This is a genomic window from Pleurocapsa sp. FMAR1 (assembly GCF_963665995.1).
Classification (GTDB): Bacteria; Cyanobacteriota; Cyanobacteriia; order Cyanobacteriales; family Xenococcaceae; genus Waterburya.
Map to the genome: position 1 here is coordinate 4,687,320 of NZ_OY762512.1, position 25,643 is coordinate 4,712,962.

Annotated in this window: 24 protein-coding genes; 13 read left to right on the forward strand and 11 right to left on the reverse strand. The window is 39.4% G+C overall.

Annotation, left to right across the window (positions count from 1 at the left end; genetic code table 11):
• The first annotated feature begins 61 nt into the window (after positions 1-61).
• Entirely contained in the window at positions 62-607 is a 546-nt protein-coding gene (locus tag SLP02_RS22770) for a hypothetical protein (RefSeq protein WP_319423010.1), read from the forward strand.
• Between the two features lie 191 nt (positions 608-798).
• On the opposite strand, the gene SLP02_RS22775 is transcribed toward SLP02_RS22770, so the two are convergent.
• Together SLP02_RS22775 and SLP02_RS22780 are read right to left on the reverse strand one after the other, a co-directional pair.
• Positions 799-1,833 (reverse strand): aldo/keto reductase, encoded by a 1,035-nt coding sequence (locus SLP02_RS22775; protein ID WP_413467419.1) that lies wholly within the window; start codon positions 1,831-1,833, stop codon positions 799-801.
• Between the two features lie 206 nt (positions 1,834-2,039).
• Entirely contained in the window at positions 2,040-2,687 is a 648-nt protein-coding gene (locus SLP02_RS22780) for a DUF2834 domain-containing protein (protein ID WP_319423012.1), read from the reverse strand.
• Between the two features lie 392 nt (positions 2,688-3,079).
• Here SLP02_RS22780 and SLP02_RS22785 point away from each other — a divergent pair, with 392 nt between their 5' ends.
• The 3 genes from SLP02_RS22785 (at position 3,080) to SLP02_RS22795 (ending at position 7,381) form a co-directional block, all read left to right on the forward strand.
• Positions 3,080-5,071: a type I polyketide synthase gene (locus SLP02_RS22785; RefSeq protein ID WP_319423013.1), complete on the forward strand. Its 1,992-nt coding sequence runs from the start codon at positions 3,080-3,082 to the stop codon at positions 5,069-5,071.
• A gap of 61 nt (positions 5,072-5,132) precedes the next feature.
• Entirely contained in the window at positions 5,133-6,584 is a 1,452-nt protein-coding gene (locus SLP02_RS22790) for a DNA phosphorothioation system restriction enzyme (RefSeq protein ID WP_319423014.1), read from the forward strand.
• 248 nt (positions 6,585-6,832) lie between these two features.
• On the forward strand, positions 6,833-7,381 hold the full coding sequence (locus tag SLP02_RS22795) for a Uma2 family endonuclease (RefSeq protein ID WP_319423015.1): 549 nt from the start codon (positions 6,833-6,835) through the stop codon (positions 7,379-7,381).
• A gap of 693 nt (positions 7,382-8,074) precedes the next feature.
• Here the strand turns inward: SLP02_RS22795 and SLP02_RS22800 are convergent.
• A complete protein-coding gene (locus SLP02_RS22800) occupies positions 8,075-8,320 on the reverse strand; it encodes a hypothetical protein (RefSeq protein WP_319423016.1) in 246 nt (81 codons plus the stop codon).
• 287 nt (positions 8,321-8,607) lie between these two features.
• Between SLP02_RS22800 and SLP02_RS22805 the strand changes: the two genes are divergently transcribed.
• Positions 8,608-9,570, forward strand: a complete 963-nt coding sequence (locus tag SLP02_RS22805; protein ID WP_319423017.1) for an NAD-dependent epimerase/dehydratase family protein — start codon at positions 8,608-8,610, stop codon at positions 9,568-9,570.
• Between the two features lie 34 nt (positions 9,571-9,604).
• Here SLP02_RS22805 and SLP02_RS22810 read toward each other — a convergent pair whose 3' ends face one another.
• A complete protein-coding gene (locus SLP02_RS22810; protein WP_319423018.1) occupies positions 9,605-10,291 on the reverse strand; it encodes a hypothetical protein in 687 nt (228 codons plus the stop codon).
• Between the two features lie 322 nt (positions 10,292-10,613).
• On the opposite strand from SLP02_RS22810, the gene SLP02_RS22815 reads away from it, so the two are divergent.
• Together SLP02_RS22815 and SLP02_RS22820 are read left to right on the forward strand one after the other, a co-directional pair.
• Entirely contained in the window at positions 10,614-11,582 is a 969-nt protein-coding gene (locus SLP02_RS22815; protein ID WP_319423019.1) for a lysylphosphatidylglycerol synthase transmembrane domain-containing protein, read from the forward strand.
• 1,024 nt (positions 11,583-12,606) lie between these two features.
• Entirely contained in the window at positions 12,607-13,593 is a 987-nt protein-coding gene (locus SLP02_RS22820) for a DMT family transporter (protein WP_319423020.1), read from the forward strand.
• Positions 13,594-13,636: 43 nt separating this feature from the next.
• On the opposite strand, the gene SLP02_RS22825 is transcribed toward SLP02_RS22820, so the two are convergent.
• The gene (locus SLP02_RS22825) at positions 13,637-14,509 is read right to left on the reverse strand and encodes a YihY/virulence factor BrkB family protein (RefSeq protein ID WP_319423021.1); all 873 of its coding nucleotides are present in this window, start codon (positions 14,507-14,509) and stop codon (positions 13,637-13,639) included.
• Between the two features lie 389 nt (positions 14,510-14,898).
• Here SLP02_RS22825 and SLP02_RS22830 point away from each other — a divergent pair, with 389 nt between their 5' ends.
• Complete coding sequence (locus SLP02_RS22830; protein ID WP_319423022.1) at positions 14,899-15,582, forward strand: hypothetical protein; 684 nt, start codon at positions 14,899-14,901, stop codon at positions 15,580-15,582.
• Positions 15,583-15,876: 294 nt separating this feature from the next.
• Here the strand turns inward: SLP02_RS22830 and SLP02_RS22835 are convergent, their stop codons facing one another.
• Positions 15,877-17,604, reverse strand: coding sequence for a diflavin flavoprotein (locus SLP02_RS22835; RefSeq protein WP_319423023.1), 1,728 nt, complete (start codon positions 17,602-17,604; stop codon positions 15,877-15,879).
• A 410-nt stretch (positions 17,605-18,014) separates the two neighbouring features.
• Here SLP02_RS22835 and SLP02_RS22840 point away from each other — a divergent pair, with 410 nt between their 5' ends.
• On the forward strand, positions 18,015-18,764 hold the full coding sequence (locus tag SLP02_RS22840; protein WP_319423024.1) for a YebC/PmpR family DNA-binding transcriptional regulator: 750 nt from the start codon (positions 18,015-18,017) through the stop codon (positions 18,762-18,764).
• Between the two features lie 76 nt (positions 18,765-18,840).
• Positions 18,841-19,122, forward strand: a complete 282-nt coding sequence (locus tag SLP02_RS22845) for a hypothetical protein (protein WP_319423025.1) — start codon at positions 18,841-18,843, stop codon at positions 19,120-19,122.
• 142 nt (positions 19,123-19,264) lie between these two features.
• Here SLP02_RS22845 and SLP02_RS22850 read toward each other — a convergent pair whose 3' ends face one another.
• The 3 genes from SLP02_RS22850 to SLP02_RS22860 all read right to left on the reverse strand — a co-directional run bounded on the left by SLP02_RS22850 (position 19,265) and on the right by SLP02_RS22860 (position 21,973).
• A complete protein-coding gene (locus SLP02_RS22850) occupies positions 19,265-20,008 on the reverse strand; it encodes a type 1 glutamine amidotransferase (RefSeq protein ID WP_319423026.1) in 744 nt (247 codons plus the stop codon).
• 121 nt (positions 20,009-20,129) lie between these two features.
• On the reverse strand, positions 20,130-20,531 hold the full coding sequence (locus SLP02_RS22855) for a hypothetical protein (RefSeq protein ID WP_319423027.1): 402 nt from the start codon (positions 20,529-20,531) through the stop codon (positions 20,130-20,132).
• A 44-nt stretch (positions 20,532-20,575) separates the two neighbouring features.
• Entirely contained in the window at positions 20,576-21,973 is a 1,398-nt protein-coding gene (locus SLP02_RS22860; protein WP_319423028.1) for an ammonium transporter, read from the reverse strand.
• Between the two features lie 244 nt (positions 21,974-22,217).
• Between SLP02_RS22860 and SLP02_RS22865 the strand changes: the two genes are divergently transcribed.
• Positions 22,218-22,733 (forward strand): pentapeptide repeat-containing protein, encoded by a 516-nt coding sequence (locus SLP02_RS22865; RefSeq protein ID WP_319423029.1) that lies wholly within the window; start codon positions 22,218-22,220, stop codon positions 22,731-22,733.
• 286 nt (positions 22,734-23,019) lie between these two features.
• On the opposite strand, the gene SLP02_RS22870 is transcribed toward SLP02_RS22865, so the two are convergent.
• The gene (locus SLP02_RS22870) at positions 23,020-23,685 is read right to left on the reverse strand and encodes an urea carboxylase-associated family protein (protein WP_319423030.1); all 666 of its coding nucleotides are present in this window, start codon (positions 23,683-23,685) and stop codon (positions 23,020-23,022) included.
• A 260-nt stretch (positions 23,686-23,945) separates the two neighbouring features.
• Here SLP02_RS22870 and SLP02_RS22875 point away from each other — a divergent pair, with 260 nt between their 5' ends.
• On the forward strand, positions 23,946-24,116 hold the full coding sequence (locus SLP02_RS22875; RefSeq protein ID WP_319423031.1) for a hypothetical protein: 171 nt from the start codon (positions 23,946-23,948) through the stop codon (positions 24,114-24,116).
• 27 nt (positions 24,117-24,143) lie between these two features.
• On the forward strand, positions 24,144-25,043 hold the full coding sequence (locus tag SLP02_RS22880; protein ID WP_319423032.1) for a metallophosphoesterase: 900 nt from the start codon (positions 24,144-24,146) through the stop codon (positions 25,041-25,043).
• Here SLP02_RS22880 and SLP02_RS22885 read toward each other — a convergent pair.
• The gene (locus SLP02_RS22885; RefSeq protein WP_319423033.1) at positions 25,040-25,609 is read right to left on the reverse strand and encodes a DUF3611 family protein; all 570 of its coding nucleotides are present in this window, start codon (positions 25,607-25,609) and stop codon (positions 25,040-25,042) included. The genes SLP02_RS22880 and SLP02_RS22885 overlap by 4 nt on opposite strands.
• Positions 25,610-25,643 lie beyond the last annotated feature (34 nt).

Consider the following 25,643-nt stretch of genomic DNA (forward strand, 5'->3'; position numbering starts at 1 on the left):
TATTACTCCAATCAGAGTTAAGAAATGTTAAATTACTCGCAGATAATCAGTAATTATATAAATGCACATTTTTAAAATTTCTCCTATTATTCGCATTACTCTTTCGTGTCTTTATATCGCTTTGACAGTTCCCCTACCTTTTTTAGCAGACTTTACTAATGCCCCTATTCCATCAAATGTCCTATGGATTGGTATTTTTATAGGTGCGATCGCTGTCTATGCTGCTCTTAGTGAAAGAGTAATTTTAGATGATGAGCAAATCAAAGTTGCTTATCCTCAGTGGGTACCCAGATTTTTTCGTAAGGGTTGGTCATTGACCTGGCAGGAAATTGACAATTTAAAAATGCGGACTACAGGACAAGGGGGGTTAGTTTATTATTTCACCACTAGTTCAGCAGAAAAAGCCTATCTTCTGCCCATGCGGATTGCTGGATTTAATAAAATGGTTAATTTAGTTGCCGAGAAAACGGGTATTAATACCGCTGATGTTCGTCCTCTAGCTCAACCCTGGATGTACCTGATTTTGTTCGTCTGCACTATGTTTTTATGGCTCATTGATGGTTGGACAATCTGGACTGCAACTCATTTTACTAGACCTCTTGCATGAATATATTTTTTCAACAACTCGATTGCCAGAGGGGGCAGTCTTAGCGGCAGATGCGAAAGTGCGCCTTTTTCGACAGTTGCTAATTTTAAATTTTTGACCTCTGACCTTTGACCTCTGACCTCTGACCTCTGACCTCATTCTCAACCGATATTTCTGATTTGTGCAAGTCTACTTGACGTAGCTCAATTTTCTCATCCCAACCACTGAGGATTTTGAGCCGTACCGTCAAATTTGCTAGTCGTTTTAAATAGTTCATACCGACCTGTTGCTGCTGCTTGGCGAGTGCGATCGAGCAGTGCATTGACTTGTTCTTCGCTCATGGGTTGAAAAGTCTTGACTGCTTTAAATGCTTGGTCTAAAATCGGCATTTTTTCAATGCCCGTAATTACGGTTGAGGTGGGTAAATTCATCGTGTAATGAAGGCATTCAATCGGAGTAACAGTTTTACTCTTAAGAATATAAGGATCGCCCATTGTTTTCATGCCTAATACGCCGATTTCGTTCTCGACGAGAACGGGTAAAACTTGACGTTCAAAACTTCTAAAATGAGCGTCCATTACATTTAAAGGCATTTGCACCGCATCAAAGCGGAAGTTGTTTTGTTTAGCAATGTCTAACATTCTCAGGTGAACCAAGGGATCTTTATGACCAGTAAAGCCGATGTAACGAACTTTGCCAGCTTTTTGAGCTTCTAGTACTGCTTCCATCGACCCACCTGGTGCAAAGACGCGGTCGGGGTCTTCTAAACGAATAATTTCATGATGTTGTAACAAATCGATGCGGTCGGTTCGTAAGCGTTGGAGGGACTCATCGATTTGTTTGGCAGCAGATTCTTTGGTTCGACCATCAATTTTAGTCATCAGGAATACGCGATCGCGATAACCATTTTGCAAGGCTTTGCCCATTCTCAATTCGCTACCGCCATCGTGATAATCCCAACAATTATCCATAAAATTAATACCGCGATCGATTGCCGTTTGAATAAGCTCGATCGCGAATTGTTCATTTTTAGGTCTGCCAATATGATGACCGCCCAAACCAATTACAGATACTTTTTCTCCAGTACGTCCTAGCTGACGATAAAGCATTTCCCCTTCAATTACTTCACTAGCTGGTGCATCTTGTGCCAAAAGAGGTTTAATAATTGGCTTTGAAGCTGCAAGACCCGCAGCAACTAAACCCGATGCAGAAGCTAACTTAAATACATCTCGTCTGCTAATATCCATAATTTCTGCTAATAAAAGTGAACTTTCAACAACTTTACTCATTCCATCATTGATAGAGCAATCAGTCTAAAGGTATAGCTAGGCTTATTGTTGACGACAATTCCTGCCAAATCTTTAACATAGTAATTTTGAATTAGTTAAGTAACAATCTATACATGGAATGATTTTTATACAAGAAAGTGCGATCGCGATCGAGTTAAGTGTGTTTATGATGTTGCCCTAATTGGCGGTCGCCAGCAAAGGTAAGCAAGAGAACCTAGTAACGGTATCAGTGCAATGAACCAAAACAATTGAGAATTTCTCAAGTAACCCCGACGAGCCATGTCATCTCCTAAAGCACTTGGAAATACCAAGCAAAATAAACCAAAAGCTAAACTCATCCCGTTGATAAAGCGATCGCTAGTGAAGAGTTGCCAGAATTCTCTCCAGTCTCCAGCAATCAGGGCATAAACGAGTAAGCCAAGAGTAAACAGCATCAACACTATCCCAGTCAAGCGAGAGTCTAATATAGATAGCCACGCATCTTTTGAACCAGAAAACTCGGTATTTGGTTCTCGTAAAGCTAGATAAGGAATCAACCCAACTATCCCCGAACCAAGAGAAGCCAAAGCAAATGGATAAAAAGGAATAGACTGCATTCTGCCATCGAAAAACAATAGGCTACTGTAAATTAGTATCCAAACTCCAACTAGACAAAATAAAGAAAAGATAACTGGATTAATAGCGTTCCATTGCAAAGTTAATAACTTGATAATTAGCGATTTGGTTGAGTCCCAGTGAAAAGGAGGAGCAAAAAACAATAGATAGACGATAAAGCTTGCTTTGATTAGCCAGAGGAGCAATTTTTGGCTCATGATAGTTTGGTTCACGTTCGATTTAAGGAGTCTTAAATTAAGGTAGACATAGATGAAGCCAGTCCCATCTGTCAGACGACCTAAATCTGCTTATTAATTGAACTGAAGACTAAATACTAAAAACTTTTTTAAAGGAGTGTTTGACAACTAACATATATAAAACATATAAAAGTAGGCTGTGATGAAAAAACCACCAAAGAATACGCTGGATATTGATGCGGGAACGATAGTCTTAATTGTCTCTGCCTTAATTTTATTACCTTTGCTATTAACGGGCTTTATTTCTCACTAGAAAATCATTTTTAACAAAAAACCCAGTTGCGAATAATCGTGACTGGGCTGAACTATTAATCCAACCTTACAAAAAAGGTGAATCGCAGTTGACGAGTGGAATGGAATTATCTCCCACAAAAAAAGCTTTACTGGCATTGAAACAAATGCAGGGCAAATTAGAAGCTCTCGAACAGGCTAAACATGAGCCGATCGCTATAGTAGGAATAGGGTGTCGTTTTCCTGGCGCAGATAATCCAGAAGAGTTTTGGCAGTTATTACAAAATGGTAAAGATGCGATTGTCGAGACTCCAGCAGAACGTTGGGATAAGTCTGATTATTATGCCCAACCAAGTACACTAGGTAAAATCTGCACTACCTATGGCGGATTTGTTCCCCATCTAAAGGAGTTTGATGCTAGTTTTTTTCGCATTGCACCAAGAGAAGCAGCTAGCCTCGATCCTCAACAAAGATTATTACTAGGGGTTAGTTGGGAAGCGTTGGAAAATGCTGCTATTCCCGCCGACAAAGTTCGAGGAAGTCGGACAGGAGTGTTTATAGGTGTCTCGGCTATAGACTATTGGCATCAGCTATTAAGCAGAAACAATACAGAAATTGATGCCTACCTGACTACTGGCAATACTCACAGCTTGGCATCGGGACGAATATCGCACTTTTTTGATTTTACTGGTACGAGCATCTCTTTAGACACGGCTTGTTCATCATCTTTAGTAGCAGTACATTTAGCTATCAAAAGTTTACGCGATCGCGAGTGTAATATGGCTCTTGCAGGAGGAGTTAACCGCCTAATTTCTCCTAAAATTAGCATTAATTTTTCTCAGGCAAAAATGCTTTCCCCTGATGGACGCTGCAAGACTTTTGATACGGGTGCAAATGGTTTTGTTAGATCCGAAGGTTGCGGAGTAGTAGTCTTAAAAAGACTGAGTGATGCGATCGCCGATCGAGATAATATTAGAGCTATCCTATTAGGTTCGGCTACAAATCAAGATGGACGCACCAGCAGCATTACTACTCCTAATAGCCTTTCTCAGCAAGCAGTAATTAAACAGGCTTTAGCTAATAGTCAAGTTGAACCCAGCCAAATTAGTTATTTAGAAACCCATGGTACAGGTACATCTTTAGGAGATGCGATCGAACTTGAGGCTTTGAGCAAAGTTTTTCAAGATAACGAGCAATTAATCTTAGGTGCGGTTAAAACTAATATTGGTCACTTGGAATCGGCAGCAGGGATAGCAAGTCTGATTAAAACTGTTTTAGCTTTAGAAAATAAGTTTATTCCCCCCAATTTACATCTTAATCAGCCTAATTCTAATGTAGAGTGGCAAAATTTACCTTTCAAACTGCCAGAGAAACCAATCAACTGGAATAAATCAGCGCAACCTCGCATTGCTGGAGTTAGTAGCTTTGGTTTTAGTGGCACTAATGCTCATGTTGTTGTTAAAGAGGCTGATGTATTGGTTAAGGAAGAAAGGGAAAAAGGGAGAGAGGGAGATGGAAAAAAATTGCATCTGTTTACTTTATCTGCCAGAAACCAAAAAGCTCTATTTCAACTAGCTGCAAATTACGTTGATTATCTAGAATTACACCCCAATCTTTTAATTGAAGATATTTGTTATACGGTTAATGTAGGGCGATCGCATTTTAATCATAGAATAGCTCTTACTGTTACTTCTATTGCGCAATTGCAAGCCGAGTTAGTCCAATACACTGCTCAAGAAACATCATCAAAATTGTGGCAAAGTAAGGTTAGTTTTAATCATAATCCTAAACTTGCTTTAATAGTTTCGACTCAAGTTAGTAGCGAGTTGAAAGAGTTAGCTGAATCTTTGATCGATAATCCCTTTGTTTCAAGCGATACAGCTAATATTTATTGGAAGATAGACAACTCTCAAACAATACCAAATAATAACCAAAAAACTATTGTTTCTCAAATAAAGCCAGATTTAAATAATTGGCAAATAATTATTTCTGAACTAGCTCAACTATATGTATTAGGAGTAAATATAAACTGGAAAGCATTAAGTAAAAATAGTGGTAAAAAAATTAGTCTTCCTACCTATCCATTTCAGCGACAAAAATATTGGTTAGACTAATAACTAATAACTAATAACTACGGCGCAGCCGTTTATTTTCTCATAAGACAAATTATATTTAATGTATTTATTAAACAACATACAATGGCAAGAATTAGCCTATATATACCGTCAAAAACACAGGCTTAATCGCTTAAAAGAAAGCAGCAAAAACTATCAATATAACTATAAAAATATAGGTGTTCCTGTATTACCTACTAGTTTAAAGCTGAGAGATTATCAACATCAGGCTGTAGGCAATTGGTTAGAAAACAAAGGCAGAGGAACTCTAAAGATGGCGACGGGTAGCGGTAAAACTATTATTGCTCTGGCGATCGCCGTAGAACTTTATCAACAAATAGGACTTCAGGCACTAATTATAGTCTGCCCATATCGGCATTTAGTAACTCAATGGTCGAGAGAATGTCAAAAGTTTAATCTCCAGCCAGTTATTGCCATGACGCGGGTAGACAATTGGCAAAGCGAACTATCTAATCAGCTATACAATTTAACAAACAATCCTCAATCTTTTCTAACAATTATTACTACCAACTCCACTTTAATAAGTGCAGGATTTCAATCTCAGCTTAAATATTTTCCTCCCAAAACTTTAATTATTGGCGATGAGGCACATAATTTAGGTTCAACTCGCATCGAGTCTAGTTTACCCAGAAATATTGGCTTACGTTTGGCTCTTTCTGCTACTCCAGAAAGACAATATGATGAACTAGGAACAGAAGCTTTACTAAGCTATTTTGGCTCAATAATTAAACCAGAATTTACCTTAGCTGATGCGATCGAACAAGAAGCACTAGTTCACTATTTATACTATCCTGTCTTTGTTGAATTAACTGCTACAGAAGCATCTGCCTACGCCAAGCTAACCAAGCGTATTGGCTGGAGTTTGAGCAAGAATCATAGTTTTGCCAACAACGATACTTTAACCTCTTTACTAACAAAGCGATCGCGTTTAATTGCCACAGCAGCTAATAAGTTAACTTGCCTTCAAGAATTAATGGCATCTAGACTTAATACTAGCCATACGCTGTTTTATTGCGGTGATGGATATTTAGATAGTGGTGTACGTCAAATTGATGCGGTGACTCATTTATTAGGCAAAAAGCTAGGCTATCGCGTCAATACCTATACTACCGAAACATCCTTAGAAGAAAGAGAGCTTTTATGCCGTCAGTTTGAAGCGGGAGAGTTACAAGGTTTGGTCGCCATTCGCTGTCTAGACGAAGGAATAGATATACCTGCAATCAAAACCGCAATTATTCTCGCCAGCAGCAGTAACCCCCGTCAGTTTATTCAGCGTCGCGGTCGAATTTTGCGTCCTCACCCTGGCAAAAAACAGGCAACTTTGTTTGACACTATTGTTATACCTCCAGATTTAGATCGCGAAACCTGGGAGGTTGAAAGAAACTTATTACGCAAAGAATTACTCAGATTTATTACTTTTGCTGAATTGGCAGATAACGCTGATGAGGCTACAAAGAAATTATTAAGATTGCAAGAACGATATGAACTTTAGTAGACCTCTTGCACGAATCATAAATATTGGTTAGGTATGAAGTCAGAGGTCAGAGGTCAGAGGTCAGAGGTCAGGAATTAAAAACTAACATCGAAAATATCTAAAAAAAATATTTATACAAGAAGTCTAGTCTTTAGTCGGTTAACAGTTAATAATAGTTAAAATCAGTAGCATTTTGATGAGCTAAAATTATTTTGTCTAGGTATGCGAACTATTAAAATTTGGTGATAGAAAAAAGATAAATTAATATGGCTTCAACTATTTACAAGTGGTCTATAGATGAATGGCACGAGTTAGTGGACTCAGGTGTATTAGAAGGAAAGCCTGTCGAACTTCTAGAAGGAAATATAGTTGAAATGAGTCCCGAAGGAGTTGAGCATAGCTATACGAATCAATCAGTCAGCGATTACCTTAGAAACTTGCTTAAGGGAAAAGCATCTATTAGAGATGCTCATCCAATCACCTTAGATAATAGTGAACCAGAACCCGATATTGCGATCGTTCAACTGCCAACAACTATTTATCGTCAACATCATCCTTTTGCAGAAAATATCTATCTGCTGATTGAGGTATCTAATAGAAGTTTGAAAAAAGATCTCGAAGAAAAAATCATCACTTATGCTCGTAACGGCATACCTGAATATTGGGTGATAGATTTAAAGAACAAAAAGCTGATCGCTCATACTCAACCACAAAAGGGTATCTATTCACAAATTATTGAATACCAATCGGGAACGATTACGCTTCAAGCCTTTCCTAATGTTAATGTCGATTTGAGTAAACTGCTGCTGTATTAATATTTTATTCTTGGCAAAATAGTTAATAAGTATTCCATTAATGTTTAGATCTCACGCAGAGAGGTCAGACCCCCTAAAGGGTTCGACATCGGAAAGCATTCCCTTGCGCCCTTCGGCGACGCGGGGTCTTTCCTCAGTTTGCTTATGCCGACGGGGCTTATAAAGGGCAAGGAAGCTCGGTCGGGTTCCCCGACCAAGAGCAGGTCTTGCCTGGGCGGACGCAGGTTCCGCCCACAGCCCCTTGGAAACCCGTCCACCGCAACTGTCTCACCGCGTCGTCCGAAGGCGCAAAGAAAGGCGCATAGTTCGCCGCATCTAATGCTGACAAGCGCAAAGACGCAAAAGAGTTAAATCTTATTTAGTGCATTGCATTGTCATAGAGAAGTGGTATCAGTAGAAAGAACAAGACATAGGATAATGGTGAACCACAAACATTAAGACATTGATTTAAAAATGATTACTAGTAACGAATTGGATTGGTTAGCAGTATGCGGTTATTTGGGTGTGACATTATTTGTGATGTGGCGCATTTTTACCAGCAAATAAAAATTAAGTCAGATAATATTAACTCGATTGAGATTATTGCAATCAACAATTAAGAGTATTTAGTTTTTTATAATCGGATGATTTTCACACAAGCTATCATTTCTTTATTGATAAGTAAAAAATAACATATTTTATAGTAAACAATAGCTATTTAGCTACATCGTAAAGCTGTCGGTTTAGCTTGGCAACGGCTTGCTCACAATACCATTCAATAGACTTGTTAGGGCTATAATACATTATCTGTTTGATGATTGCCATTGCTTTATTGCTATCATCGTTAACTAAAATCAATAACTCTGAAGCTAATTCTTGAGTTGCTTTGCTAGTAGGAGGGTTATCTCTTCTTGGCTGTGCTGATAAACAATTTTGAAAATCAGTATCCTGGTTGGGCATTTCTAATTTAATACATATATATATTCAAAATTATTTTAGTATGGCAAAATAGAGTGTGATTTTGATCATATTTTTAGCACTTTCTTACATATTCCTATAGTGGCATTCATCTTCCAGTTAACCACTAACAACCAAACCATAAACAGAAATATCAGTAGCTTTCAAGTAAACTGCTAAATGTTCTAAATTTCTTTGCAAAAATAAAAAAGTAAAGTAACCTGATTGTGAATTTAAAGACAATAGCAACAGTTGTCTGATAAGCTTCTTGGTAAGGAATTTATATGTATATGAAACGGATTTTTATTACTGGCGCAAGTGGTTGTATTGGTCACTATATAAGCGAAGCACTAATTCAAAATACTAACCATGAACTATATTTGCTAGTAAGAAATCCTGATAAGCTTCAGTTTGATTATCAAGCTCGCCCAGGAATCCATATCCTACAGGGAGATATGTATCGTATTGAAGACTATAGCGATTTGCTACTTAAAGAAATTAACGTGGCAATTTTAGCTGCTACTGCATGGGGAGGAGAAAGCGAGACTTACGATATTAATGTAGTTAAAACTTTGGAGTTAATCAATTTACTCAATCCCAAAGTTTGTGAACGAATTATTTATTTTTCTACCGCCAGTATATTAGATCAAAATAACCAGTTATTATTACAAGCCAATCAATTTGGTCATGATTACATTCGCACTAAGTATCAATGTTTTGCTCAACTTGCTCAACAAGCGATCGCCGATAAGATTATAGTCGTCTTTCCCACTCTAGTTTTTGGAGGTGATCGAGACAAACCTTATTCTCATTTGAGCGCGGGTATTACCGACGTAACTAAATGGATTGGCTTGATTCGCTGGTTTAGCGTCGATGGTAGCTTTCATTTTATCCACGCCCAGGATATAGCTGGAGTAATTAGCTATTTGGTAGAGCATCCTGAGTTTTCTCCATCACAAAAAGAAGACGCAGAAGTAGACTGCTTGGTAATCGGTAATCCAGCCATCACCGTAGATCGGGTGATCGCTGATATAGCTAAATATTTTGGTAAAAGAACTTATATCCGCTTCCCTCTATACATTTGGCTTGCTAATATTTTTATTCAAATTTTTCAGATTCAGATGGACTCCTGGAGTCGTTTTTCGCTTGACTATCGCCACTTTACTTATACTAATCCCGTCACTCCTGCCAGCTTTGGTATGACTAATTACTGTTCTACCGTAGAAGAATTAATGGATGTTTCAGGGGTTTAAAATTAACTAGCAATGGATTTGTGCAGAAATCTTTTTATAATTTTTGTTCAATATTTTTTTTGATTTCTTGCTGGCAAATCCACCAAAAGTAAATCGTCAGGTTAATTAAACCAATCAGCTTCGTCCCATCTTCTAACATGGCATGAATACCCCGACTGCTAATAGGCGCAATATCGATCGCGCTAGAAAAGCCAAATAAACAAAAAGATACTAGTAAGGGAATATAAGGAGTTCGACTAATGGTACGACGAAACCCCCGACCGTAGGTAATGAGCAACAAACCGTAGAGAAGATATACGCTTAACTTAACTAGTTTGCAAGTACCAAAAAAGGCACACAAAATCAAGGTTAAACGAAAGCGATCGTCAATGTAGAGTAATAACATTAATAACGCACTAGCACACAAAAAAATTTGAAAGCGTCGGTTTGCAGGAGGCAATAAAACTGCGGTAAAAAGGCTTATGGCGATCGCAGTACACCACATAAACTCAGAAACGCTGGTTAACCAGCCTAGATAGAAAATCCCAAAATAAAAAGGATCGCTAAACAGATTGTCTATTCCTGCCCCTTTGCTTTTAAGCTTGGCATAGATACTAAGTAAGCTCAAAATCACAATAGTGATGGCATTTAACCAAATTAAAACGGGAATGCTGTTAAAGTGCTGCTTGCTCTTACTTAGCCAAGATCTGAAAAATGGTAAAGAAGTAGATTTATTTTCCATAAATAGTAAATATAAAATTTTTGAGCTTACTTAAACAAACCAATATTATTCATCTCCATACTACAAAAAGAAAAACAAGTAATAGTAAATTGCGGTTGCGAAGCTAGAGCGGGTGGAAACGCCGAATTCAGTTCGGCTTGTCTTGGTCAGCGTTCCCTTGCGCCTGTCGGCGGCGCGGGGTCTGACCGCTGTTCCACATCCGTTAGCAGACATCGCTAGGCACAACTAGCAATAATCAAATATGAATTTAATTTATTATCTTTTCCTATACACTTTTAAAAGCTTACGGCTTAGAGCATAAAGCTACGAGCAAAAATCATCTATGAATTTCAAACGCTTTATATCCCTGGTAATTAGCGTCGCTATTTTGCTTTATATCTATACTCAAATTGATTTTGCTAATCTTTTGAAGGTTTTTCAGAATTGCGATCGCCTGATGTTATTGATTAGTTTAGCAATGGTGATTCCCATTACTTTGATTACCTCATGGCGGTTACAGCAGCTAGTACCACGGCGTACTTTGGGTTTTTTGGAGGCTAATCGTTTGATTTTGGGTGCTAGCGTGCTGAATATGATTTTACCCTCAAAGATGGGAGATCTTGCCAAGTCCTATTTTATGGCTGAACGTTCTAATATAAGTGGTAGCTTGGCTTTGTCTATTTCTATTTTTGAGAAGGCTTGTGACTTGCTTTCCCTGCTGCTGTGGTGCGTTTTTGGCTTAATTTTATATCCAGCCAAAGATAGCTTATTTTGGATCATGACCGCAGGTGTGGCGATCGGCTTAATTATGGGAATATTGCTATTAAGCTCGCAACAATTTGCCGAGTTATTTTTCAAATTAGGTATTAGAATTGCACCCAAATCTATCAAAACCAAGCTCCAAAAAATGCAGGCTGCTTGGGGAGAAATGCACGATTATTTTTGGCACAATAAGCAACAGCTATTGCTAATTACTAGCACTTCTATTTTTATCTGGTTTTTGCACTTATTACAAATTTGGCTGTTTATCTTAGCTCTTAAAGCCGTTACTCCTTTTATTATTAGTTTGGCTCTTTCTCCCCTGGCGATCCTGGCAGGATTACTCCCCTTAACCTTTGCAGGAATTGGTACTCGTGATGCAGCCATAATTTATTTTTACCAAGATTACTTTAGTCAAGCAACGGGGGCAGCATTAGGCTTGTTGTGTACTTCTCGCTACTTTATTCCTGCTTTAATTGGACTGCCTTTTTTAAGTCAAATGCTGGGCGCGGTTAATCAAAAAACAAAGGATAATTATACTAAATCCGATTGATAAAGGTAGTTGTCAACTTCCTGACTAGCTGCGGTGGGTACACCTTGCTGACCTCTTTCGAGACCCCCTAAAGGGTTCAACAGTTTGCTCGCCCTCGACAACCAAGGGGTACCCCCCGCAGGTACCTCAACGGGGGGAACCCCCCTTCGGGTTCAGCAGTTTCTTTAAGCGGGGTTTCCCCGCCAACGAACTGCTTCACCGCAACGCAACTGTCTCACCGCGTCGCCGTCAGAGCGGGTGGAAACGGCTCTGTTCAAGAGCCTTGTTCCACACCCGCTAGCAAGGGAATGCTCGAATTGACCTCTGAAATAAATAACGTCTGATGTGAATTAACTTTTTTTTTGTTTAATATAAAACTTTTACACTGCGATAAATAGAGAAATTTATTGTTTAAATTAAACCTGGACGAATTTAACTATAATTATGCCGACTCAGACTCTAGATAACTATAAAAAAAACTGAGGTTAATGTTTACGGAAGGGGTCTGGGGAGGGTCGTCACGTCCCCAGCAGGCGAGCGACCCCCTAAAGGGTTCAACAGTTTGCTCGCCCTCGACAATAACCTCAACGGGGGGAACCCCCGCAACGGTTTTGTCTCGCAACGGGGGGAACCCCCCTTCGGGTTCAGCAGTTTCTTTAAGCGGGGTTCCCCCGCCAACGAACTGCTTCACCGCAACGCAACTGTCTCACCGCGTCGCCGTCAGAGCGGGTGGAAACGGCTCTGTTCAAGAGCCTTGTTCCACACCCGCTAGCAAGGGAATGCGCGAGAGCGGGGTCTGGGGGAAAGTTCCCCCAGGAATAAATTCTGGTTTTTACAAACCAATTTCATTTAGAAGCGAGAATAAGCATTTTTTAATTCACATTAGGCGTAAATTACTCAATTTATACAAAGATTTAGTATAAATTGAGTAATTTTTCATAAAAACCAGAGAATTATTTATTTTTACCCAAGGTCTAACATGACAAAATGTTATGTTTAACATTAAGTTAAGTTACGATCAAGATATTGTTAAAATTCCATCAGCTTGAATAAGAATAGTTTACTAATCCCAGATAACCAAACTGAACAGATTTCCGCCAGGGATCTCTCTTCTGGGGAAAAAATAATTGCTAGTAGCATAAGCCTAGGAATTTTATTTATAGCGATAGTTGCTTTAGCTTTTTCGCCTATATTTACCAAACTCAGCGAAATAGAACTTCTTACCCCAACAGCAATTGTCTTTAATCGCCTATGGATTGCAACTATTATTATTAGTTGTTGGCAAATTATCAAGACTCCTCCAGAATTTAAGCAGATTCAATTTCTGGACAATATTCCTAATTACAAAGAGCGAAGTTTACTAATTCTGGCTAGCGTTGCGGCTACAGTTTCATCTTTGTTATGGGCAATGTCTTTAACTCAGACAAGCGTTGCTAGTTCTACAGTTTTGCGAAGTCTAACACCTTTATTTATTAGTTTAGGTGCATGGCTAATCTTAAAACAGCAGTTTAACCGTCAGTTTGTTACGGGTATGGCAATATCCATAGCTGGTGGGATGATAATTGGCTGGGATGATTTACAGTTAGGGACGGAGTATTTATCTGGTGACAGCCTTGCCTTACTGTCGGCTGCACTGCACGGAGTAAACTTACTTACGGTGGGCTATTTGCGCGATCGCGACTGTAATACGGCTAAAGTACTATTTTGGCGATGTGGTTTTGGTGCTTTAATTATTTTGCCCATAGTTTACTTAACGGACACCCCAATGTTTCCTACATCAACTCAAGGCTGGTTAACAGTTATTGCCCTGGCGGTTATTTGTCAGACTTTTGGACAGGGTTTGTTGGTCTATAGTTTAAAGCAATTCTCTTCAAGCTTTGTAGGCATATTTACTTTGCTCAAACCAATAATTACCGCCTTTCTTGCCTGGGTGATTTTTGCCGAAAATTTGAATTTAACTAGCTGTATTGCTGTAATTTTAATTCTATGTGGCATTTATCTAGCAAAGTCTAGTAATTCAGCTATAAACTAATGACTAGCAAGCGTGGTAATCCTCGCAGGGACTAAAAACTTTTTTAGTCAATTTGTGAATGTTTACGTGGTCGTATTTTTGAACCATACATTCGAGTATAAACATGAGTAAATTCTGCCCCAAATAAAATAATTTGAGCAGAATAGTATACCCATGCCAAAAAGACAATCAGCGAACCTGCTGCACCGTAAGCTGAACCCAAGCTGCCTTTACTGATATATAAACCTAACAAATACTTGCCAAACAGAAATAACAGTGCCGTAATTATTGAGCCGATAAAAACATCTTTCCAAGCAATTTTTATATCGGGAACATATTTAAACATCAGGCAAAACAGAAAGGTAATCAGCCCAAAAGAGACAATGAAGTCTAGGTTTTCCCAGAGAATCGCTGAACCAGGCAGAAAATCTGTTCTATAACGGCTTAGAGTAGCAACAACAGCACTTAATACCAAAGATAAAATCAATAATAGCCCGATCGCCAGCACCATTAGAAATGATGATAAACGTTTGCGTAGAAACAGCATAACTCCTTGCCCTGGTTGGGGTTTTACCTTCCAAACTGTATTAAGAGCATCCTGTAGCTGGGCAAAAATACCTGATGCGCCGATTATTAATACTCCAATACTAATTAAAGAGGCAAACCCCCTAATTTTAGGCTGGCTGATGTTGTTGAGTGCCTGCAAAATCGGTTTAACTCCATCTTGTCCTACCAAAGCAATTAGCTGATCTGTAATCTCTTTTTGAGCCGTCTGATCGCCAAAAATTGTCCCCGCAATCGCGATCGCAATTACTAGTAAAGGTGAGATCGAAAAAACCGTGTAATATGCCAAGGCTGCTGCAATCAGAGGTGCTTTATCTGCTTGCCATTCTGTAAAGGTTTCTTGAAACAATCGCCCGATTTTACGTAAATTCATTGATTTTAAGTTTCATTTACCAAAAGTTTTTGCTGCCCTTCAATTGAGCATTTTGTAAAGAATGTATCATCGCGCATCTAGTTTTTATCAAGACTTGGCTAATTTAGGGTAAGTATAATCTCTTAGGCAAAAATACGTAATAGCATAGATGTACATAAAAAGTTTCGGACAGCTATTTTGTAATGCAATTCCAGAATTCATTAAAAACTTTTACTTTTAGTGCTTTATTATCTACATTTGCGTCAACTACAGTTGGTATTTGCCAAACTAGCAAGGATTCCCCAATTAGTCACCAAGAATCTTTAGCAACGCTAACTCGCAGCACTCGAAACCATTCTTGCTCCGTCCCTAAGCTTCCTGAACGGAAGCCAGGGCGGTGCGCTTTTCGAGTGACCGAGTTAGTCGCCATAGATAATCTAGATTTTTTTTACAGTCAAGCAATCAAGCACAGGCTTGTTGGTTCAAGTATTATTACTCAGTTTGCTCCCAAAAACAGTCAAGGAAACAACATAAAACTCAGTCAATTAGCGATCGCTTTAGGCTACGATCATTTTAACTGGGTAAATTATGTGGAAAAAGATCCTTATGGCATACGGGATAATCAAGGACAACCTATGGTTACTCCCTACAATGATCCGCCAATAGGAGGTTATCAATACGACGGGGCAGACAATCTTCCTTTCTATTGGGATTTAGTCAAATGCAGTCTTTGTCAACAACGCTATTACTTCCAAGATCCAAATAACTCTGGGGAATTTGCCATAACCTTTCAAGACTCTCCCACTGATTATCGCCTCAAACCAGGGGAAGCAGTTGAGTTTATTACTAACTTAGTAGGGGTCAAAAATTATGACTCACAACAACAGAAGGCAGAATGGGAAGTTCTTTATACTTTTCGTTGGCAGCTAACCAATACTCGTAGCAACTACAGCCAGGTTTCTCTGATTGATGCTAATGTTAATTTGAGTAAAATAGCTCCTTCTCTCTTAACGAGAATGCAGCTAGATGGGGCAGTATTTCCCGCCTCTAGTTCGGTAGCCAACTTTACGCCCGATCTAAAATTAGCAAATTAACGGTGAGAAAGACGCAGAATGCGATCGAGGAGATTAAACATTTTTAATTCACATCAAACTTTTAAATACAGGTTGATTTGTTTGAGAAAATTATGCAGCCAGCAAAGGTTTGATTTCAGCGACTAAACGCTTGATTATTAGAAATATTAAAACTTAATATTTTATTTACGCAAGAAGTCTTTAAACAGAAATATTGTCCATATAAAGGGTTTTCAAATACTTTCGAGCGATTAAATATTCTACCCTAATTATTTAACTGATGTTACGCAGTTAAATAATTAGAATTAACAAAATTTAGTAATGATTACCTACTTTGCGATGATGGACTGCGGTTAAACCATCGGGGTTAGAAACTCGACCGAGATCGACGTGACTATAAACAATCCAGTGATCGTTACATTCCATCCTACTAGACACTTGACACTCTAGATATGCTAAAGCGTCTGTCAATATAGGTGAACCATTAGCTGCGGTTTGAGTTTTGATTCCTGCAAAACGATCTGCACCTGGCTTAAATCGTTTGAGAAAATGCTTCATCAATGGCTGATATTTGCCTTCTTCAAGTATATTTAAGACAAAGCGATCGCCTACCTGCATCAAGGACTCAATTGCCCGATCTTTGGCGACGGCGATCGTTAATCCAGGTGGTTCAAAGCTGGCTTGAGATACCCAAGAAGCTAACATAGCACTGCTCACATCTCCTTTAGTGGCAGTAATGATGTAAAGTCCACCGCTTAAACGACCAATTGCTTTATCTAAGTCAGTATCGAGGGCTTTCATCTGCTGGATCAGTTCTTTGCGGGTTAGAAGCTGTCCTAAATCTGTTCCAGACTCTTCGCATAGCTGATAGTCAGCCTCAGTAGGAGTGTCCTTAAGTTTAATTACAGGGAAAGCGGGTTTTAAGCCTGCTTCACGGAATTTAGTTAACATCGGATCGATGGGTTCGTCATCGTCACCATAGGATTCAAACATACCAACTAGCTGCTTTTCTGTGGCTGCTGCTAAGACTGTTCCTAAGTTAGTCGTAATCTCTGCTTGGTTTTTACTATTTAAGGGAGGCATTCCTAAAACAATACCTACAGAACGATTAACTATCTCCTGAATTTCGGTGTTGTCAGCCGAGCGCAAATCGACCATTTCCACTTCTACTCCTGTTTTGGTAATTCCTTTGGCGATCGCTTGACTCAGGCGATCGCTAAAGCCATAATCAGCAACATAAAATACGGCAACGTTCTTACCTGTCTTAGTCTGTGCCTTACTCCAGGTTCGATAGCGGTCTAATAGTTCCTCAAGGTTATGACGCAACAGAGGACCATGACCGTTAGCAACGATATTAATTTCACCTAACTTGTCCATGCGCTTCATAGCCGAAAGCACAGAACGGGCATTGGGACCCATGAGACAATCATAGTAAAAACGATAGTCTTTGGCGATCGCCTTTAAGTTTTCGTCATAGGTAGCATCAGAACAGTAGTGCATCCCGAAGGCATCGCAGGTAAACAAAATACCTGTTTTATGGTCGTAGCTAAAAATGGTGTCGGGCCAGTGTAGGTTAGGCGCGTTAACAAACTCGATTACATGACCTTGACCTAAATCAATCGTCTCACCGCTTTTAATTATTTGCTGCTTGAAAGGTTGATGAACTAAATCTTCTAAGAACTTAATCGCCATCTTAGATGCCACAACCGTTGCCTGGGGTGCAAGTTCTAAAAAGTCTTTTACTAATCCACTGTGGTCGGGTTCGGTATGACTGACAATTAGATAATCAATCTCCTTGGGATCGATCTCGCCTTGTAAAGTATCTAGATATAGCTGACGAAACTTAGCGTGGGAAGTATCAACTAAAGCAGTCTTATCGCCACGAATTAAATAAGAATTATAGGTTGTGCCGTTTTGTAGACCGAATTCAATGTCAAAGCGATCGCGTTCCCAGTCTAGAGAACGAATTGCTGTAGTATCAGCAGTTATTGCAGCAGTCTGAATAGTTAACCTTGGTTGGGTTTTGATTGGTGTTGCGACCATAGCCCCTCTTTTAACTTTTATTAAATTTTTTTACTCTTCTTTCATTGTGACACGACTTCTAGTTCTGTAATTTTTTAGTTATTTATGAGACTGTTTGACTTGATTAATAGTTGGTCAAAATTTGAGTATAGTTAGTTTAGCTAGACTTAGCCAAACTATTGTTAACCATCATGTTGCTATGAAAATAACCAATATTCATCAAGCTAAATCACAACTATCCAAGCTGATTGAAGCTGCCCTAGCAGGCGAAGAAATTTATTTGATCAATGTTAAATGCTAAATGTTAAATGTTAAATGCTAAATGCTAAATGCTAAATGAGTTGACTATTATTACTCGCGATCGCAAGTTTAATATTTATGATATTAATTTACTAAAGTGTTAGATAAATCTTTGAAATCTTGGCAAGATTATGGCAGGACATAGTAAGTGGGCAAATATCAAAAGGCAAAAAGCGAGAGTGGATGCTAAAAAGGGCAAAACATTCACTCAACTGTCACGGGCGATTATTGTTGCTGCCCGCAATGGTGTAGCCGATCCTGATGGTAATTTCCAGCTTCGCACCGCTATCGATAAAGCCAAAGCTGCGGGGGTTGCTAATGACAGTATAGAGCGATCGCTAGCCAAAGGAGCAGGAACATATCAAGATGACGATGCTACCCTCGAAGAAGTACGCTATGAAGGTTATGGTGCAGGCGGTGTAGCTGTGCTAATTGAAGCCTTGACGGATAATCGCAACCGTACTGCTGCCTATCTTCGCTCGGCATTTACCAAAAACGGCGGTAATCTAGGAGAAACGGGTTGTGTTAGCTGGATGTTCGCTCAAAAAGGAGTAGTTACTCTAGAAACTGCCGACGAAGAAAAGTTGTTAGAAGCTTCTATAGAAGCAGAGGCAGATACTTACGAAATATACGATGACGATAGCGTAGAAGTGTATACGATCGCGACTAACTTAGACAATTTAAATCAGACTTTGCTGCGGTATAACTTGGTGGTCAAAGATATGGAGTTACGCTGGATACCTAACAGTGATATTGAGATTACCGATGCAGAGCAAGGGCGATCGCTTTTAAAATTAATCGATACTTTAGAATCACTAGATGACGTGCAAAATGTTACCGCTAATTTTGTGGCTGAAGAATTAATGACTGTCATGAGCTAAAGACTGGTTGACACTTCTATTTTTTTAGGCTAAAACACTATGCAAAATAGCAAAATAAGAGTGAGATATCCTGAAGATGCGAAACTGTGGAGCAACCTGTAATATTTATCAACAGCCTATGCTGCCGTTCTTTGAGCCATTAGATTACAGACGACTCCAATCAGTAGATCCTCTACCCATCGGTCTCAAAATTAAATCTTATAAGCTCAAAGACATTAATATTTCTGGTTCATCTGCTGAAAAAACTTTAACCAGAACAAGTATCGAGCTACCTAACTTTGTCCATTTAAATTCAGGCTTACCAAACGCCAAAATGGAACAAGCAAATATATCTAATTGTCGAGCGTCGCGCAGCTAAAGGAAACTTTTCAGAAGCAATGGCAGCAGCATTAGTCCCTCAAGATTCTCCTTATTATCAAGCAGCCAAAATATCGATGAATATTTGGAAAAATCAGGCAAAAATAGTCAAATCTAGTTCAAGTAGTTAAGCTAATCTGTATTTACTCAATCATCTCATAGGCTTGCAACTTAACGAGATCTAACCAAGCATGGATAACTTTATGGCAAAAGAGATTCGATTGACTGAGGTAAAGATCGGCTTGATTTGCTAGTTGTTCTGGAAAGTTAGGATGATTGCTTTGCAGATAGTCTCTACCATTGGCTAACCAACCTTGTAAAATTGCTCGGTTCACTTCAAAGTGACATTGAAATCCATAAATATTATCGTCAAGACGATACGCTTGGTTTTGGCAATTGTCTCCCGTCATCAACAATTTTGCTTGGTCTGGTAAATCAAAAGTATCAAAGTGCCATTCCATTATGTGAACCGTCTCAGAATCAGATGGCAGTACCGATTTTAACAAAGGATCGTCAGCGATCGCCGTAGGAATTAGACGTAGTGGTGTAAATCCCAGTTCAACAACATCATGTTGATATACTCGACTGCCAAAGGCTCTAGCAATTAACTGCGCTCCCAAACAAATGCCGAGAATTGGCTTATGCTCTGTCGCAAACAGTTGCACTAGACGAACCACGTCCATTAGGTGAGGATATTGTGCATCATCTTCAGCATTCATCGGTCCACCTAAGATAATCAAACCATTATAAGCAGTAGAAATAGGCAGTCTTTCACCAGCTAAGGGAGTCAAAATTTCTACTGAAATATCGCGATCGCAAATAGATTGATTTAAAACACCCAGAGGTGCAGTAGGAGAGTTTTGAATTATTAAAAGCCTGTTAGTCATTAATTACTTTTTGGTTAAAATCTACTCTCTAGGGCAATAGTTAAAACAAATAATAAAAGCGATCGCGCGATCGCTTTTATTATTTAGAATTTAAGTTTAACTTGATTAATTAACGGTTTATTTAACCTCTACGAATTGTTTCGTCTCGATAACGAGATGAATAATAGTTTTGTCTAGTGCTATTGCTTCTCCTGGCTACTTTTCTTATCGGAGTATCTGTTTTTCGTCCCCAAGATACATTAGATTTGTTATTCTGCAAATAAGCCTCGACCGCAGTTGTCCCAGAAACATAAGCCGACTGAGCCAAAGAGATAAAGCCAGTCAAAATTAAAACACTCATGACCGCAGGATCGGAATGTGAGGACTCGCTGCTTTTAATTTTGTAGCTAGCGTAAATAAACCAAAGAAAAATTAAAACAGTAAAAACCAGAAAAAGTATTAGCCAAAAAGGACTGTTGGCAAAAGTATACATTGGACCTTTGACCTCTAAAAATTCTTGTGGCGTTTTGAAAGGACTGCTCATTTTATTGCTCCCTATTAATTAATAGTTGTCTTAAATGTATTAAGTTATGGGTAATTTACAGGACTACTCACTGAAGTTGTATTGTGAGTGTTTAAATTTGTTGATTGCCAAGCTGTGTTGTATTCTGGATAGCCTTCTACACCCATGTCAGCTATATCTAAACCTTCTATTTCTTCGGCACGAGAAACCCGCAATAAACCTAATTTTTTCAAGACAAAACTCGTTCCATATCCAGGAATAAAGCCCAGAATAATAATACAAATTAAGGTAGGAATAATCTGACCAATAGGATTGATTACGGGTATTCCTTCAGCTTGAGGATAACCGTAGGCAAAAAATCCTGGTAGGATAGCTCCGAGCATACCGCAAAAACCGTGTACCGCAAATGCTCCCACCGCATCATCAATTCCTGCTCTTTCCACAGCAGCAGCAACTTTAGGTATCATAAAAGCTCCTGAAAACGCCAAGGGAATGACAATCAGGGGATGATACAAATCTAAGCCTCCGCCGACGGTAATAATACCCGCTAAACCACCTGAAATTGTAAAAAAGGGTTCGGATTTACTAGAAATGTAAGCTCCAATAATCCCCGCAGCTAGAGCTAAAGTAGTGTTAACTCCAATCGAGGATAGAGTCATGGGTGTGCCATAAATGCTTGTCTCTACAGTTTGACCAGGAACAAAGATGACGCAAGCGGCTAAAAAGGCATAGAAGCCGACGAAAATCAGCATCAAACCCAACATAGTCAGAGGCAGATTATGAGGCAAAATTGCTCTGGGTTTACGATTTTCGTCAAACTTGCCTACTCTTGGTCCTAAGTTAATTAATACTCCTAGAGCAAAAAAGCCAGAAACTCCATGAACTACTGCCGAACAGCCAAAGTCATGATATCCAAAAGATGTTAAAAACCAGCCTTTATAATGCCATCCCCAAGCTGCTGCTACTACCCAGGTAAATGAGCCTAGAACAATAGAAAGAACAACGTAAGCTCCTACTTTAATCCGCTCTATGACCGCACCAGAAAGAATTGATGCAGTGGTCATGGCAAATAGAGCAAAGGCAAAGAAAAACACCCCTGTTAAATTATCGGCGGTATTGGGTCCCATAGCTGCCGACCAAGGATAAGAAGCGTCTGCCAAAGTTTTCAATTCGCCAATTAGTTCGCTCGTCTGGGGGTTAGTCCAAGGAAAAATTATTCCTCCCTCCACAGGAAACAAGGGAAAGGCATTGTAAACCCACCAGCCAAATAGAAAAAAGGAAATCCCGACGCTGGATAAGGTAAGCAAATTCTTGACCATTGTTGCCAGCACGTTTTTACAGCGAGACGCACCTCCCTCGTATGCCAGAAAACCAGCGTGAATAAGGAGCATGAACACAGATGCCCAATAGTAATAGGTTTCTGTGACAAATGTTCCTAAAAATTCTTGTGCTTCAGGGTTCATTAATTTAAGTTTGGTAATGTTTAAATTCTAAATTTGTTCCCTAAAAGATTTGCGATTGAAAACTTAATGTTTGCAGGGAATTTTACTTAATATGACAAGTTTGCAATTTATTATCATTTTCTTTTGTAATCTCAGCTACAAATCGATCGAGTTATTAAAAAAAATTTAAAAAGCTAGTACTATTAATGGTTAATCAAAAAGTTTTTTATAACTTAAATAGAATTATTCTGCTTATTTACGAATTATGTTCGATGACGTTAACGAAATCTTGAGAAGATACGCTGCTGGAGAGAGAGAATTCCCCAACGCCGACATTTGTGACTCCGAACTCGAAGGGGTCGATTTGAGTGGAATCAATTTGAGCGGGGCTGAGTTGGCTGATTCGGATCTTACTGGAATTAATTTGAGTGGGGCTAACTTGCATGATGCCAACATCAGTCAAGGCTCCCTCAGCGAAGCCAATTTGAGTGGGACTAATTTGAGTGAAGCTTTTCTCTGTCAAACTGGTTTCCAAAAAGCCAACCTTCGTGGGGCTAATTTGAGTGGGGCTAATTTAAGTGGAGTTCATTTTGGAGATGCCGACCTCACTGATGCCGACCTCACTGGTGCCGACCTTACTGGTGCCGTTCTTCGTCTTGCTAATCTTACCAACGCTGATCTCACTAATGCTGTTTTGGAAGAAGTTTCTTTAAGTTATAAGCCCCCCATCTTCTGCAATACTATTATGCCCGATGGAAGCATTAAAAACAGTGGTAGCTGATGCAGTACCCGTAAAATTATCGATATCTATATCGGCTAATAGAAAAGCATCAAACTGACATTAAGTACACTCCACCAAGATAAACTATTCTCATTCCGTCCGTTCACTTGATATGTAGGAGAGGGCGCGTGTCTTGAATTCATTTAGCAGAAGACAGGAAATTAATACCCAGAAAAACTAAGCAGAGGACTTACAAAGGTTCATTGATTGAAAGTAAAGCCATCAGAGGAGAGATTTTTGATGATTAGCTTGGTAACTGTCATTTTCTGTCTTTTCCTAATTCACATCAGACGTTATTTATTTGCTGATAAATACGAACGTGAATGGGAGTTAATTTATCTCCGTTGATCGAACTGATGTCGTCAGCACAAGATGAAGTAGCACAAAGTAAATCGTCACAAGAGCGCAAAACAACGTAGTCACCCGATCGCGATCGCGACTTTTGAGCCGTAATTACACCTTTAGGGTCTACACTGGTGTTATAAAAAAAATTAACCGCAGCCCATCCCTTTCTGGGTTTAATATTATAGGGTTTGAGTACCTGATTAAAATTTTCGCTACAGCTTGGATGTTGAGCATAGCCCAAAGCTTCGTAATAGCTACTGGTACAGGCAAGAAGCAAGCTGTCATGATAACCACAAGTATCAACAACCACCTGAGCTAGCGATCGCATTTTAGACGAGTAAAAATAACTGTTGTTGCCAACTTTGGGGACTGTAGTTTGATTAATCGTTCGAGTTACGGTGTTGTCTATTTCCTCTGTCAAATCTGAATTGTTGAAGGCGATCCAGTCGGCGCATTGAGAACCGTTTACATCAATAATCTGAATGTAGTGGTTCTTTTTTACTTGAAAAGCGATCGCGCTACCTGGCTTAATGCGATATTCGGCGATCGCATTTCCTAAAGCTGGCGGTAAATCCGCATATTTTTCGGTTTTAACAAAAGTTTTCATGGCTATCGAATTTAACAATTATTAATGATGGATTGAGTTATTTATCACGAACAGTTATTTCGAGCTTCGCTTTTCAGTATCCCTTAATTTTTTAGTATGCGTTTGCCTGAGCAGATTAATATAAACTGTGTTGTTAGTGCTACTTGGCATTAGTGTCATCTTGATTGCCGAGATATGCCCTAGCTTTGCTATTTGCAGCTACAACCATGCTTCTCAGCTTTGGCTTGTATAGAGTTAGTCGAAACTGGTATCGTTATAGTATGGGAACTGCAATTGTTTGGACAGTTTTAGCACCAATCTTTTTTTTTGTTCCTACTAATATAGATAGTGCTTATGAACGTTTCATTTCTCTAATTGCGATCGCCTGGCTCGCTGCTATGTCTTGGCTCTTGATTAGGAGGGGAAAAAGGCAATTGTTTATACGTCAGTAATGTATAGTTTATCAAGCTTTTCAACCTGTGAACAACATCTCCAATAAATTAAAATATACGACTCTGGGATTATTAGGCGCGATCGCACTGCTCGCAATTTGGAGCTTCATTGAACCAAAGGTTCTCAATACAGAAACCGAAACTGCCAAAATCCCCAATCTTCCCGCCTCCTGGCAGGGCAAACAAATCGGTCAAATCTCTGACTTTCAGATTGGAATGTGGGCTGGTAATCCCGACACTGCTCGTCGCAGCGTTAATAAGTTAATAGCGGTCAAACCTGCCGCAGTCTTAATCAGTGGCGACTTTATTTACCACGCCACTCCCAATCCCGAACCAAAAATCGAAACAGCTGTCAATTTAGTCAGTCCCCTCGTCGAAGCAGGTATTCCTACTTATGCAGTGCTGGGCAATCATGATTACGGTATGAGCAGTAAGTCCGCACAACCTAATACTGAATTAGCTGAACGTGTGGAAACAGCTTTAGAGTCTGCTGGTATACAAGTATTAAAAAATGAAGCGGTTAAACTGCAACTACCAGACAATGACGAGCCTTTATACTTGGTCGGAGTTGGTTCGCTGTGGGCAAATCAAGATGATGTACAGCAGGCTTTGAGTAATGTACCCGACAGCAGCTCTAGAATTGTGATGATGCACAATCCAGACTCATTTGAGAAACTTCCAGCCAACTCAGCCCCCTTAGCAGTATCAGGACACACTCACGGAGGACAGGTGCGTGTCCCAGGTATGCCTCAATGGTCGTGGTTGCGGTTTGTGGAAAAAGATAAAGTTTATGCCGATGGTTGGGCAAAAGGTTTTGGCAAACCTAATAATCAGCTTTATGTCAACCCGGGCATAGGCATGAGCATTGCACCTATACGTCTATTTTGCCCGCCAGAATTAACTTTTTTTACTCTTGAACTGGACTAAACTTCCTCTTTTGAGATCCAATTGAGTAATCCTAAAGAGTTTGCGCCACCAAAAAAATGTGCGCCCAGGATGTTGAGTTGCGCTAAGACTAATAATAAGTCAGCGATTTTGATTACCTGTTCCCTTTCATATACAGCAACCCCTTGTGGTCGGGCAATCGCACCTGCAACCAAAGAAATTAAGCTAATTTCAGTGGCGATCAAGGCTAACAGCAGTCCCCCAAAACTAACTAATAAGCCGATACGGAGCATCTGAATAATCTCCGTTCTACTAGGTTGAACACCAGGGTTAACTCGCTGTAATTTTTTGGCTAAACGACTATATCGCCAAGCCCAGTAGACTCTAAAACCTAAAGCCAGCAGGCTAAACATGGCGATAAAAATACCTGCCCCAGTACCGCTGTTAGTCGCGCCACGACTAAATACCACCAGTAATAATGTCACTCCCGATATAGTACCCAAAATTAGATGAATCCAGTAGCTAATACGGCTCAATATGCGAAAGGTACGGGCAAATTTTTGTTTGTTGGGTAGTTGTTTATTTGTTGATTCTACTGGCTCATACATATTTTTACACTAATCAAAAAGCGATCGCTCTTTT